Raw genomic sequence first — 14313 nt, 5'->3', positions numbered from 1 at the left:
AATTATCAATAAAGGAGGGAAATGACACTATGCGTTATGTTCCTACTTTTTGCTTGCACGAGGGAATGAAGCTTGGAAGAAATATCTACTCCAGTGATGGAATTGTACTGCTTGCAAAGGATGTAATATTAAATAACGAATATATACAGGGACTTGTTAAGGTAGGAATTAATGGGGTATATATTGAGGATACAGTATCCCATGATATAGTAGTTAAAAATGTAATATCAGACGAATTAAGAATTCATGCAGTAAAATCAATGAAAAATCTATATAATCAGCCTGGGGATATTGTTAAAGCTTTAAATACAGTTGAATACTTGGCTAAAAGTATAATTTTAGAGATAGTAAATAACAAGAGTATAATGATAAATATGGTAGACATAAAAACTTTTGATGATTATATATACAGCCATTCTGTAAACGTGGCAGTGTTATCTTCTGTTATCGGCATTGCGATGCATCTTGATAATAGAAAGATTGAAAAATTGGTAGCCTCTGCACTTCTTCACGACATTGGAAAGGTATTTATACCTATAAATTTACTGAATAAAGAGGAACAACTTACCAAAGAAGAGGAAGCTTTAATCCACAGTCACGCAGAAAAAGGATACAGATATATAAAACAGCATTATAATATACCGGTAACTACCTACGTGGGAGTTCTTCAACACCATGAGCGTTTTGATGGTAAAGGATATCCAGATGGGAAAAAGGGAGAAGATATATCCCAGTTCGGAAGAATAATATGTCTTTGCGATGCTTACGATAATCTTATTAGTGAAAAGGCCGATAAAAAAGCTTATATTCCCTCTGATGCTATTGAATATATAATGGCAAATAACGGACTGATTTTTGATCCCAAACTAGTTAAAGTATTCCTTAGAAGGGTTGCACCCTATCCTTTAGGTTCAATATTAAGGCTTAGCAATGGAGAAAAGGTTATAGTAATTGAAAATAATGAGCATTGTTCTACACGTCCAAAGGTGAGAAATTTGGAAAATAACAAGATCTATGATTTGACTTACGATACCAACTTGAAAAATATTACTATTATTGCTGTAGAAAATAGCTAAAAGGTTTTTCCTTTTTTGGTAAATAAAATAGCATCCCGCTGTTAGAATGCTGCGGGATGCTATTTTTATACAAATAATTATCGTTCAGTGTTAAAGTTATCTCTAAAAAGTATTTAGTATTATTTTATGTTTTACCCTTAGATTTTTACCTCTAACAGATCCAGGATAAACATAACTAAAGGAATACCTATTAAAAGTCCCCAAACTCCCATAAAATGTTCTGATGCTATAAGTATTACAAAGGTAAAGAATATAGGAAGCTCAACCTTTGCAGACATAAGCTTTGGATTTAATACGTAACTTTCAAAGGCATGAATCACCGCAACTAACACTAAAACATAAAAAACTTTAGTAAGACCGCCAATTTTGAATGCAATTAGTGTAAGGGGGATAAGTGAAACTATCACTCCTGCTACCGGAATCAGGCTCAATATGAATATCATAAATCCTAAAGTAATTAACTGAGGGAATTTAAGAATATAAAGCATTACTACGGATATAATGGTATTTACAAAAGCTATAACAATTTGAGCCTGAATTACCTTTCCAAAGGAATTTAAAAAATTATGACCAAAGTATGCGAAGTATTTGTATACTCCGGATATTTTACTAGTTTTAAATTTTTCCAAAAAGTTTAGTATCTTTTTCTTTTCCAACATAAAAAATAAGCTTAGCATAATAGCAATAAAAAGATTTATGCTCCATTTTCCTATATCTGTGGCTAATTGAACAGTAAAATTAAAACCTGACTTTAAGTAACTCTGTAAATCAATTTGTTGGAACATAGCCATTAGGTATCTTTGTATTACATCAGTGTCTGGATCTGTGGAGAAATCAAAGTCTGCAGCTTGGTTTATTATAAATCTACTTTGAGTTACAAGCACCGGTATATACTTAACTATTAATAAAACTATAGAGGCAAATAAAAGTGCATATAGAACCACTGTGATAAGCTTTTCTTTTACCACTGTTATCTTTTTTAACTGTCTTACAACTAAGCCATGAAGGCTGTTCATAAGAAAGGTAAGTAAGAATGTTAATAAAAATAGATCAATTAATGATTTAGCAGCATAAAAGCACAAAATAATGACGATAAAAAACAAAACTCTTTTAGTGGATTCCCTGGAAAAAAAATCTTTTAAAAAACTCATAAAACTTCTCCTTAAGTTTGCTAGAAAATTTTGCTGTAATTACGCAACGTACAATTTATTATAAAAACTATGAACACAACTTTTCAAGTACTATTTGACAAAAAAACGTATATTAACTAAAAGTTCAAAATTTCTGCGGAGTATTTTAGACATTTGCTGTTTATAAGCTATGGATAAAATAGAATCCTTGAATTTTCAGTGTATTAAAATGTAAATGTTATTTTATATTAGTATATAGATTATAATTATACCCAATGTAATATAATTTAATGCTAGTTTTTACCATGCGTGAATTTAATAGCTAAATCTTGCTAAATAAATATAGGGTTTCATTAGAAACCCTATATTTCATGCATTACTACTATTCCAATAAGTCCAGGACCGGTATGAACACCAGCTACAGGACTTATGTCTCCGAAGCCTAAGTAGGTTACATTTGGATTCTTAGAAAAGAATTCATAAATTTTGGTTCCTTCCTCTTCTGCTGCTCCGTGCATAACCCATACTCTGCTTTTAGTTTTTAACAAAATTTCTTCCGCTATCTCTGATAACTTATTTAGTGCTTTTTTCTTTCCTCTAACCTTTGTATAAGTATAGTATACGCCATCGGAGTCTATGGATATTATAGGTTTGATATTTAATAACTCACCTACTGTACCAGAAACTTTCCCTATCCTACCACCTTTAATAAGATATTTTAGCGTATCTACTACATAGAAAACTGAGATGCTATCTCTAATTTTTGGAAGCAACTCTACAATTTCCTCATAGCTTTTTCCTTGATGCAATAATTCAGCACATTTTATTATAATAGCTCCAGTACCAAGGGTAAGAGCCTTTGAGTCGAATACGGTAGTAGTTAACTTTGGATGATTTTCACTTACAAGTTTTATTGTATTATAAGTACCAGACAAGCCGGAAGAGATAGGCACACAAATAACATGAGTGTATTCTTCCTTTTCTAATTCTTGAAAAAGGTTTTCAATGTCCTCCATAGAAGGCAGAGAAGTATGAGGAATTTCCTTATCTAAACTATTGTAAACTTCTTTTGGAGTTATAGTTACTCTATCTATATACTCTCTATCTTTGTATACGATTCTCAGAGGAAGTACCTTTATGTCATACTTATCTATTATACTTTTTTCTAAATCAGATGTACTATCTGTAACTAACGCAACTTTAACCATTATATACCTCCTTACTTACAAATATATTATATCTCATGTAATAGGTTATTATCAATACTGATATATGTCAATATTGATATGCACAAAGAATACTAAGCCTAAATAACTAAATAAGTACTATTTGTAAAATCCAAAATATGTTTATTTTAACTAAATAAAATGATATCATAAAAACTATAGATGTAAGTAATTTTGTTTCAGTAAGAAGGGGTGAGGAGTATGGATTTTACTATTATTAAAAGGGAATTACAGGTGTTTACAGACAAGTTATATGAAAATCTAAATGCAGACTTGAAGCAGTGCACTACAATTAAAGAAATAAATGAGATTTTAGAAGAAGAGTATGACAATATAACAGATTATAAAAAGGCATTAGGATTTAAACTTATAGAGAATATAAAAGGAGAGTTAACAGATAAAATTCATTCAGAGGATTCAATTAAAAATGCTATAGAAATTGAAAATAGAATGGAGAATCTTTATATTCCTCCTATAAAAGTAGAGGAAAATAAAATGTATATAACAGAAGAGGATATACCTATAGACAGTAAAGAGGAGAATAGGAATAGTAAGTCAAAGACAGTTATGGTTATACTGGGAGTTATAATTGGAGCTGCTGGTGGGGCCATTGTGAAAAAGAATATACTTGATGCTATAGTTATAGGAATAATAGGGGCAGCAGCAGGAGTGGCAGTTTATGAAGTAACTGTAGGAAAAGATAATAATAACTTGGAAAAGGTTATAAAAAAGGATAGACAAGTTAATAAAAGAATAAATAGAGATTATTTTGACAAGATAGTTCATGGAAGAAAGGCCCAAGTGGAAAGCATTTTTTTAGAATACATAGACAAGATTGATAATTTATTTCAGCAAGTAGTGTCATAGATATATTTTATTAAAGTTTATTTTCCTTATTAATAGACAGTTGTCAGTAAAAAATAAAACAAGTTAACTTCACTGGCAACTATCTATGATAAGATATCATTTTATAATATTAATTAGCACTTGATAAATAATCGGTATAAAAACTGCTGGCAGCAGATTAGCTGCTTTTATTTTTGTTATATTAAGAATATTAAAGCCTATACCTATAATTAAAATACTTCCAATTGCGGTCATTTCATTTACAACAGACTGTATTAAGACACCCTTTAATAGAGAAGCAGCAATAGTAATAGCACCTTGATATATTAAAACAGAAATTGATGAAAATATTACTCCAATTCCTAGGGAAGAAGCAAAAATAATAGAAGATACACCATCGAGCATTGATTTAGCATAGAGTATCTTATGATTTCCTTCTAATCCACTTTCAAGAGCACCGACTATAGCCATGGAACCTACACAAAAAAGTAAACTGGCAGTTACAAAACCTTCAGAAACCTTCACTCCTTTTCCTTTGAATTTGTTCTCAATTTTATCTCCAAGCTTCTGAATCATATTATCTAAGTCAACTAGTTCTCCAATAAATCCACCTACAACTATAGAGATTATTATTAAAAGGATGTTATTTCCTTTAATGGCACCGGTTACACCGATAAATATTACACATAAACCTAACCCCTGCATTATAGTGTTGCTAATCTTTTCTGGTATACCATTTTTGAATAGTATGCCTATTATACTTCCAATTATTATAGCAGAAAAGTTTGCTATAGTTCCTAACATATTAGTTCCCCCTCCTATAATCAACTATAAAAAAATTAATTAGTTATATTTTATCAAATAAATACAATCTTTCATAATATAATTTAACTTATTATGCATATTTTTCACTGCATAATAATAAACATAGAGGGAAGGGTTAATAACTTTTAGTTGACAACAGAACCTATGTTCGGTATAATCAAAATATAGATTTTACCCAAAGAAACTTATGGGGGTAGGTATAAGTGGATAATTATAATATTTTTGTAAGAATAAATTATAAAACAGCAGAAAGAGAAGAAGCTATATGTAGGACAAGAGTAAATAATGGCAATATTAAATCCAGCAGATACTTGATTGGCGGAGGAGTATACAATAGGAGAGGCGGAACAGTAATATTTACTGCTAAGAATTTAGAAGAGGTTCAAAGCATAACCAAAGAAAGACCTCTATTAAAGGATTTATCTATGAATTACAATGTGGCAGTTATTCCTAAGGAAATATAGTGTTGTAAATAGTTTTGAAAAAATAATCTAATAGATAGAATTATATTAACCATACATAATGATCCAATATGGAAAGGAGCTAGCGAAGAAGCTAGTTCCTTTTTTATAAAATTTTTTATTAATATGTTGCATAATTATAATTTTAGCTGTATAATTATAAACAAGTAAATGATGAGGGGGAAAATAAAATGAAAAAAATATCAGCATTAATTTTAACAGCAGTAATGACTGTATCTGTTTTTGCAGGCTGCGGTAAAAGTACCGAGACAACTAGTTCTAAAAACGTAAATTCACTTCAGGCTATTAAAGACAGTGGTAAAATAACTATAGGACTTGACGACTCATATCCACCGATGGAGTATAGAGATGAAAAAAACAATTTAGTTGGTTTTGATATAGATTTTTCTAATGAGCTAGCTAAAAAATTGGGAGTTAAAGCAGAATTTGTAACTACAGATTTTAATGGAATAATTTTAGCTCTTAAATCAGGAAAGTTTAATGCAATAGTTTCTGCATTAAGTATTACCGATGCTAGAAAACAGGAGATAGAGTTCTCAGTTCCTTATATTGATGGCGGTCAGATAATTGTTACTAAAAAGGATACTAGCAGTATAAATACTAAGGAAGACTTAAAAGGAAAAATAATTGGATGTCAGCTAGGATCTACAGGGGAACAGGCAGCAGCTAAGCTTGAAGGAACTAAAGAGGTAAAAAGATATGATAAAATAACAGAAGCCTTCCATGACTTATCTATAGGAAGAGTTGAAGCAATAGTAGTTGACTCTCAAGTTGGAGGCTATTACATGAAAAAAGACGGTGGTGGGTATAAAATATTAAATGAAAGATTAACTAAAGAACCTCAAGGAATAGGTTTAAAGAAAGAGGATAAAGAATTGAAAGAAGCAATTGACAAGGCATTTAGTGAATTAAAAGCAGATGGAACTCTTACTAAGCTTTCTATTAAGTGGTTTGGATACGATATCTACAGCCAATAAATACACATATTAAGTATGATGGTAACACAAAGGGAACTTAGCAATTAGACTTGGCAGCCTGTGTATGTAGGTAGCTATGTAGTGCTCTGTTAGCCCTCACATCGACAACAGCCTCTAATGCTGGCTCGATTTTTAAAAAGGTCAAATTTTTCAATGCGTCTCTTCGAGAGCCGAAAAATTTGAATCCTTTTTAAACTCGCCAACATAAGAGGCTGTAGTCTTGTTCGAAGCTAACTGTTGCACTACATATCTACCCACACACAGGCTACAAAGTTTTAATCTTTATTCTAAGTTGCTTTTTATTGTAGCATAAATATTAAATATATGTGATTATATAAAGGACTGGTAAGTCCTTATGCCGTAAGGCTTTTAGTAGATCCTTTTGAAAATTCTCCCCTGTATAAACGATTTTATTATATTAACTTATTATCATTCCTAGAGATATTATACTCTTATAATATAAGGCGATAGCCCTTATACTGTGATACTTTCAATAAATTTTTATTTGGTTTTAATAAATAAACTATATTTATTCATGCTGCGCATTTTTATTTCTCAAGCTTGCTTATTAATATATTTCATTATAGTCCCTATACTTTATCTTACTAGTTACGCCCCCGCGCAAACTCTTATTTGTGATAAAAACTTTTGAGTGCACTAAAAACAGGTGTGTAGGTAGAGGTATACTGCGTAGAAAGCTTCGAATGAGGGTTAGAAGGTCTTATGCTGGCGATTTTGAAAATGTTAACGAAAACTCAGCTTTCGTAGAAAGCGTTGAGTTTAAGTTCATTTTCAAAGTTGAGCCAGCATTAGACCTTCTTCTCGAAATGAGGGCTTTCAAGCAGTATATCTCAACTTAACACACCGGTGTTCAGTGCTCCAAACTTTTGTTACGCATTAAGATGCTTTTTTCTCCTTATCTTTACGTGGAATAAATGATATACTAAATAATAAATGAGTAAATTGATAAACAGTATAGAAAGGGGACGTTCCATGATACATCAGGTAAAGGATGAGCTTCAGGAAATCGCTGAAACGGTAAATGCTGTCATTGGTATTGACATTACTATTATGGACAAGGATTTATTAAGAATAGCTGGTACTGGCAGGTTTAAGGAGAAAGTTGGGGTTTATGGTCCTAAAAACTCAGTTTTTGAAAAGTGTGTATTAACAGGTCAACCCTATTTTATTGAAAATCCAAGGGCTTGCAAGGAGTGTATAATATGTGATGCTATAGATATATGTGATGAAAAGGCAGAGTTATGTTTTCCTATTATTATAGATAAAAAAGTGGAAGGCGTAATAGGAATGATAATTTTTGATGAAAGTCAAAGGGAAGCTTTTTTAGAGAAACAGGATAGTTATAAGGATTTTGACAAAAGAATGAGTGAATTAATTTCTTCACGAATTAGCGAAAAGAATATTAATACTAAATTAGAGTATAAGTCTAAGGAACTGCTAACAGTTATTGACTCTGTAAATGAAGGTATAATAATAATCGATAAAGACAATAACATACTAAGTTTAAATAAAGCTATTAAAGAAAAGTTTAAGCTTAAGAATTTTCATATAGTTGGAGAGAATATAAGTAATCTGCTTCCAGATAAATTAATAACTAAATTTATAAAGACAAACTACTCTATAGAAGAAGAACAGGTGACTATAAATATAGAAAACCAAAGACAGGATTTTCTTTTGTCCATAAAAGCAATAGCTCTTAATGATGAATTTTCTGGTGCGGTAATAACCTTTAAAGACTTTGATAAATTACAGAGATCAGTATTTAATATAAGTGAGAAGCATTCTATTTTTACCTTTGATAATATAATAGGAGACAGCCTTATATTTTCACAGGTTAAAGAACAGGTAAAAGAAGTATCTAGGCAAAATGTACCTGTTCTTCTTTTAGGTGAAAGCGGTACAGGGAAGGAACTTTTTGCAAGAGCTATACACTTTGAAAGTAATAGAAAAAATGAAATATTTATGGCTATAAACTGTGGAGCTATACCTGAAAGTTTGGTAGAAAGTGAACTCTTTGGTTATGAAAAAGGAGCTTTTACAGGAGCTAATAGTAATGGTAAAATGGGCAAGTTTGAGATAGCAAAAGATGGTACTGTGTTTCTAGACGAAATAGGTGATTTACCTTTACACATGCAGGTAAAATTACTTAGAGTCCTTGAGGAAAAGGAAATCATGAGGGTTGGTGGCTTAAATACTATTAAGGTTAATCCTAGAATTATTGCTGCCACTAATAAAAGTCTTTATAAAATGGTAGAAAGAGGAGAATTTAGGGAGGATTTGTTTTACAGATTAAATGTGATACCAATTAATATTCCATCCTTAAAGGAAAGAGGCTCCGATATTTTGAAACTTTCTACTCATTTCTTGAATAGGTATAATAAGATATATATTAAGGATATAAAAGGCTTTACAGACAGTGCTAAAGAAGCGCTGCTTAGATATTCTTGGCCTGGTAACGTCCGTGAATTACAAAATCTTATAGAATATGCTATTAATTTTGAAAAGGGAGATCTAATTAGTTTAGACACTATAAGCAAGAGAATAAGTGGTGATAAAAGTATTGTTGGTGAAGTTAAAAGTTTAAAAGAAATGACAGCAGAGTATGAAAAAAGTATTATAAATAAATTACTAGAACATTATGGTTCTGATACTGAAGGAAAAAAATTAATAGCTAAAAAGCTAAAAATTAGTACAGCTACACTATATCGAAAACTAGAGGAAGCTGATTCTCAAAAATGATAATTAATTATTATTTTTGAGAAAAGAAAGGCTTTTAGTAACATTGATACTGTCTCATTTTAAATTTAATATATAAATTTATTATCATTTTTGAGAATTTTGTGAAGCACAGAATAAAAATAACTTTTTTATCTGTGCTTTTTATGTTGCATATTTCTATTTTTTTCATATTTAGACCTTTATTTTATACAAGAGAGTAAATTAATGTACTTATAAATAAAGATTTGCTGCTAATTATTAGCTATTTTAAAAAAATAAATAAATAGCATAGGGTATTTTAATTATTTAGAGGTAGTTGGCATGGTAATTGCTAGTATTAATTGTAGATAAATATGGGAGGGATAGACCTATGAAAAATAATGAGCTATTAATTAGTATTCTTAAAGATCAGGTAGTTCCAGCACTTGGCTGCACTGAGCCAACTGCTGTTGCATATGCTACAGCTAAAGCTAAAGAATTATTAGGAGAAGATGTTGAAAAACTACAAATCTATGTTGATCGTAACATTTTAAAAAATGGTAAGGAAGTAGGAATACCTGGAACAAAGGAGAAAGGAATCGTAGTTGCAGCAGCTTTAGCATTAGTTGTTGGAAAGTCAGAGTATAAGTTAGAGGTTTTGAGAGAAGTAACAAATGAAAGTCTAGCAGAAGCATTAAAACTTATAGATAGAAACCTAATTGACTTAGCCTTGAAAAAGGATGTAGATGGATTATATATTGAAGTAGAAGCTAAAGGTAAGAACAATAGCTCAAGAGTGGTAATTAAAAAATCTCACTTAAATATAGTTCTTCTAGAGAAAAATGGACAATGCATTTCTTCTCAAGAAGAAGAGGAAGAGAAAGCAAAGCCTTCATTAAGAGAAAGAATTAAAGAATTTACTATTGCTGGCTTAAAGGAGTTTGTTGATACTATTGATTATAGTGAAATTGAATTTATAAAAGAAGGCATAGTTATGAATAAGAGGATGGCGGAGGATGATATAAAATATAACTTAGGTATTGGACTTGGCAATATGCTTAAAGATGAAAAAGAAGATATAGAGCAATATGCAAAAGCGATAACCTCTGCTGCATCAGAAGCTAGAATGTCTGGACATCCATTACCGGTAATGAGTAGTGCAGGCAGTGGAAATCATGGCTTAGTTGCTGTACTACCAATTGCAATTATTGGTGAAGGATTAAAAGTTGACGAGGAGAAAATAATTAGAAGTGTAACTTTAAGCCATTTAGTTACTATATATATAAAAAGCTATACGGGAGCATTATCTCCAGTATGTGGATGCGGAGTTGCAGCTGGGGTAGGTGCAAGTGCTGGTTTATCCTATCTTCTAGGAGGCGATCTTAAGCAAATTAAAGGAGCTATCAAAAATATGATTGCTGGAATTAGTGGAATGATATGTGATGGGGCAAAGATTGGATGCTCTTACAAGCTTGCTATATCTGTAAATGCAGCTTTAGATGCAGCTAAAATGGCAAATAAGAATATTTTTATTCCTAGTGGAGATGGTATTTTAGACCAGTCAGTGGAAAAAACCATACAAAACTTAGGAAGAGTGTCTAATGAGGGAATGTCAAATACAGATGACATAATTTTAGATGTAATGATGGAAGGTTGCAAGTAGTATTTATATTAAAAATTTAAATTTTTATACTAAAATAAGCACTATGAATTTAGATATATTCATAGTGCTTTTCCTATCTATATTATATCTTCCCGAGTTTTATTTCTAATAAAGTGGTTTTATGAACATTTGAGTCCAGTATAATCTTCCTTGAGCATCCTTAGCAACCCCAACTCCAATTTGGCTATAGGACGGACTTAAAATATTAGCCCTATGTCCAGGAGAATTCATCCAAGAGTTCATAACCTCCTCAGGAGTTCTTTGACCCATAGCTATGTTTTCACCAGCAGATGAGAATCTTATGCCAAAGGATTCCATCATTTTAAAAGGAGAACCATAGGTTGGGGAAGTATGGGAGAAGTAGCCTTTATTTATCATATCTTGGGATTTATATCTGGCAACTCTAGAAAGTTCCCAGTTAGCTTTAAGAGGCTGTAGGCCAGCTCTTGCTCTTTCCGCGTTAACTAACTGCATAACTTTACTTTCAGTAGTTTTAGCATCCACGTTTGGAATATTAATTTTTTGTCCTGGATAAATTACTGATGCATTGCTTATTTGAGGGTTTGCAGCAATAATTTCGCTAAGACCTACCTCGTATTTTACAGCTATTTTCCACATACTGTCGCCGGGAACAACTGTATGAACTGTAGCCTGTGCATGAACTTTACTGCTAACCAACATTAAGGATAAAAATGTACTTGCTAAAATAGTTTTTTTATTCAATGTAATCACCTCAGTTATTATTCTGTGAAAGTAGGACTAGTTTTATGTTAAGTATATAGTGTAATAAATACAATAATCGTTAAAAAGTTGCATATTTTTTCAAAATTAATAGTGATTAACTTAAAAACTATATTATTATGTTGAGATTAAAACCACAGTTTTTACAGTTATTGTCTTCTAAATATACTTGCGAAGCAAAATTATCACGTTTAACTAATAATTTACTACATTTTGGGCAATAAGTATTTCTATCCATTCCAGGAACGTTTCCAATATAAACAAAGCTTAGGTATTCCTTAGCTATATCTCTGCAAAAAGTGATTTTTTCTATGGAAGTAGCAGGAGCATCAAACTTGTAGGAAGGAAAATATCTTGATAAATGTAGTGGAATATTAGGATTTAAGTTAGATATCCATTTACATAGATCTCTTATCTCCTCTTCAGAATCATTATAACCTTCTACCAACAGGGTAGTTAATTCTAAATGACATTTACTATGGATCCTTTCTATGTTATTTAGGACTGGTTTCATATCTCCTGCACAGATACTCCTATAAAATTTATTATTAAAGGCTTTTAAATCAATATTTGCTGCCTTTATATATGGTAACAAACTATCTAAGGGTTTTTCACTAATGTATCCATTGCTTACTAATACCATATCTAAGTTTTCATTAGCTGACCTTTTGCAGATATCATAAATATATTCATACCAAATAGAAGGTTCGTTATAAGTAAAAGCTATTCCTATATTGTCCTTTTGTTTTAAAGCAAAAGTAATTAGCTCATCAGGCTCTACATATTGTGTGTCTGGTTTAACTTGAGATATAGAATGGTTTTGGCAAAAACCGCACCTAAAATTGCAACCGAAACTTCCTACCGATAGTATGAAGCTTCCAGGCTTAAAGTGATAAAGAGGCTTTTTTTCTATAGGATCTAGTGAAATAGAGCTTATATTACCATAGTTTAGACTGTATAAAGTGCCTTCTTCCACCTTTCTAGCTCCACAAAAACCTATACCACCTTCCTTAATATGACACCGCTGAGGACAAAGTTCGCATAAAATTTTCCCGTATTGGTCCTTTGTATAAAAAAGCGCTTCCTTCATTTTATAAATCTCCTTATAGAATATAAAAGATTATATTAACTATGTCTTACAACTTCAAATCTTTCAATACTGTAGGGTTCATCTTCTCTAATTCCTGCCTTTCTCAGTGCGATTTCAATCTGCTCATCTACAGTATCAACTCCACTTAAGTCTGGCAAAAGCAACCCACTTCTGCTTCCGCTTCTTACAATTACACCATATTTCTTAGGGTCTAAGGTTTCTCTTGATGCCTTTTCAGCAGGCATTAGAACATCTACAGAATAAATAATATCCTCTAATTCTTCATCTTCAACAGGATTAAATCTAGGGTCCCTTTGGCCAGCTTCTACTGCGTTATGGATTATCTCTTCAGCTATATTATCATAGGCAGGAAAAATAGTACCTATACAGCCTCTTAGCTCTCCATCTTTTTTTAGTGAAACAAAAACCCCTCTTTCCTCTTTTAACATTTCCTTTGTAACATAAGGTGGTATATTTATAAGATTATCGGTTTTTACGTAGTGCTCCAAGGTTTCTCGTGCAAGTCTCACGTATTCATCCTCGTTATCTCTTATTTTTTTCAAAGATTCCTTTCTAATCTCAGAAATTTTTTGCAGTAAGTCTTCTCTATCACCTTCTGATGTGTCAAATCTCATTACTCCATATCCAATTCCAAAAGGTGCCTCGTAGGACAAGAGTTCACCTCTAATTTTGTATCTGTCCATGGTACCTAACAAAATATGAAAGGATCTTAAGCCACACTCTCCGGCACATTCAATCATATTTTTATCCATTTTAAATATGCTAAGCACATCGCCATTTTCCAGGTGCTTCATAACTTTTTCATCAAATTCTTTGCCATGAGGACTATAGCCATAAGGTGCAGCTTCTGTAACTTTATGAGATAAATCACCGGAGGCTATAATGACAGTTTTATTATTTGACAGATTCACTGCCTCCTTTATGGCTATCCCAAATCTATATAGTTCTACTTCTGATAAAAGTCCGTAGGTTATGTGGACTAATTTATAATTGGTATATTTTTTATTTATAAAATATAGGGGTACCATGGCACCGTGATCAAGTTCATAGTCTATATCAAAGTTATCTGCAGCTTCCTCAGTAATGGAGACTATAGGAACCCCCATACCGTAAGCATAGGTTACTATACTTTCCGAAAGAGGAGCATTTATATTTAAGTCTAATTGTACTTCTGGTGCATTGAAATTACCGAAGTTACCAGATATATAAGTTCCGTCTGTAATAGCTATGGCGTCTCTAAAAAGGGGGCCGTGTGGAGTAATAACAATTATTGTATCTGGTTCTAAGGATTGTATCTCATCGGCAACTTTTGAACAGGCATTTACAGTGGATAGAGCTTGGTTTTCCTCACCTTTTCCTACTTCAGATACTACTATAGGAGGATGAGGCATTATAAAGTGTCCAATTATTTTTCCCATAAAAAAACCTCCAAAAAATATAAATATAAATAAAGTTTTTCACTATATTTATATTTAATGCAAAAATAAATTGAAAACAAGTATTTATTAAGGAAATTTA

General features: G+C 31.6%; 13 protein-coding genes. 7 read left to right on the top strand and 6 right to left on the bottom strand.

What is annotated here, in order from left to right; translation table 11 throughout:
- The first annotated feature begins 29 nt into the window (after positions 1-29).
- Positions 30-1076, top strand: a complete 1047-nt coding sequence (locus N4T77_RS10905; RefSeq protein ID WP_261671822.1) for an HD-GYP domain-containing protein — start codon at positions 30-32, stop codon at positions 1074-1076.
- Between the two features lie 137 nt (positions 1077-1213).
- Here N4T77_RS10905 and N4T77_RS10900 read toward each other — a convergent pair whose 3' ends face one another.
- On the bottom strand, positions 1214-2227 hold the full coding sequence (locus N4T77_RS10900; RefSeq protein ID WP_261671821.1) for an AI-2E family transporter: 1014 nt from the start codon (positions 2225-2227) through the stop codon (positions 1214-1216).
- Positions 2228-2568: 341 nt separating this feature from the next.
- Entirely contained in the window at positions 2569-3414 is an 846-nt protein-coding gene (locus tag N4T77_RS10895; RefSeq protein WP_261671820.1) for a DegV family protein, read from the bottom strand.
- 219 nt (positions 3415-3633) lie between these two features.
- Here N4T77_RS10895 and N4T77_RS10890 point away from each other — a divergent pair, with 219 nt between their 5' ends.
- On the top strand, positions 3634-4299 hold the full coding sequence (locus tag N4T77_RS10890) for a GlsB/YeaQ/YmgE family stress response membrane protein (protein ID WP_261671819.1): 666 nt from the start codon (positions 3634-3636) through the stop codon (positions 4297-4299).
- Between the two features lie 96 nt (positions 4300-4395).
- Here the strand turns inward: N4T77_RS10890 and N4T77_RS10885 are convergent, their stop codons facing one another.
- A complete protein-coding gene (locus N4T77_RS10885) occupies positions 4396-5082 on the bottom strand; it encodes a DUF554 domain-containing protein (RefSeq protein WP_261671818.1) in 687 nt (228 codons plus the stop codon).
- Between the two features lie 224 nt (positions 5083-5306).
- Here N4T77_RS10885 and N4T77_RS10880 point away from each other — a divergent pair, with 224 nt between their 5' ends.
- The 5 genes from N4T77_RS10880 (at position 5307) to N4T77_RS10860 (ending at position 10943) form a co-directional block, all read left to right on the top strand.
- Positions 5307-5567: a hypothetical protein gene (locus N4T77_RS10880; protein WP_261671817.1), complete on the top strand. Its 261-nt coding sequence runs from the start codon at positions 5307-5309 to the stop codon at positions 5565-5567.
- 188 nt (positions 5568-5755) lie between these two features.
- Positions 5756-6562, top strand: a complete 807-nt coding sequence (locus tag N4T77_RS10875; protein WP_261671816.1) for an amino acid ABC transporter substrate-binding protein — start codon at positions 5756-5758, stop codon at positions 6560-6562.
- A 704-nt stretch (positions 6563-7266) separates the two neighbouring features.
- Positions 7267-7422, top strand: coding sequence for a hypothetical protein (locus N4T77_RS10870; protein ID WP_261671815.1), 156 nt, complete (start codon positions 7267-7269; stop codon positions 7420-7422).
- Between the two features lie 94 nt (positions 7423-7516).
- A complete protein-coding gene (locus tag N4T77_RS10865; RefSeq protein ID WP_261671814.1) occupies positions 7517-9322 on the top strand; it encodes a sigma 54-interacting transcriptional regulator in 1806 nt (601 codons plus the stop codon).
- Between the two features lie 349 nt (positions 9323-9671).
- Positions 9672-10943, top strand: a complete 1272-nt coding sequence (locus N4T77_RS10860; protein ID WP_261671813.1) for a serine dehydratase subunit alpha family protein — start codon at positions 9672-9674, stop codon at positions 10941-10943.
- Between the two features lie 105 nt (positions 10944-11048).
- Here N4T77_RS10860 and safA read toward each other — a convergent pair whose 3' ends face one another.
- The 3 genes from safA to amrA form a co-directional block, all read right to left on the bottom strand.
- Positions 11049-11666 (bottom strand): SafA/ExsA family spore coat assembly protein, encoded by a 618-nt coding sequence (safA, locus tag N4T77_RS10855; protein ID WP_396125114.1) that lies wholly within the window; start codon positions 11664-11666, stop codon positions 11049-11051.
- Between the two features lie 127 nt (positions 11667-11793).
- Complete coding sequence (amrS, locus tag N4T77_RS10850) at positions 11794-12774, bottom strand: AmmeMemoRadiSam system radical SAM enzyme (RefSeq protein ID WP_261671812.1); 981 nt, start codon at positions 12772-12774, stop codon at positions 11794-11796.
- A gap of 35 nt (positions 12775-12809) precedes the next feature.
- Positions 12810-14213 (bottom strand): AmmeMemoRadiSam system protein A, encoded by a 1404-nt coding sequence (gene amrA / locus N4T77_RS10845; protein WP_261671811.1) that lies wholly within the window; start codon positions 14211-14213, stop codon positions 12810-12812.
- Between the last annotated feature and the right edge of the window lie 100 nt (positions 14214-14313).

Origin of the sequence: Clostridium sp. CX1, from assembly GCF_025398335.1 — a bacterium.
GTDB classification, from domain to species: Bacteria; Bacillota; Clostridia; order Clostridiales; family Clostridiaceae; genus Clostridium_AM; species Clostridium_AM tanneri.
The sequence above is the reverse complement of the archived record's forward strand: the minus strand, read 5'-3'. Positions and strand labels throughout refer to the sequence as shown.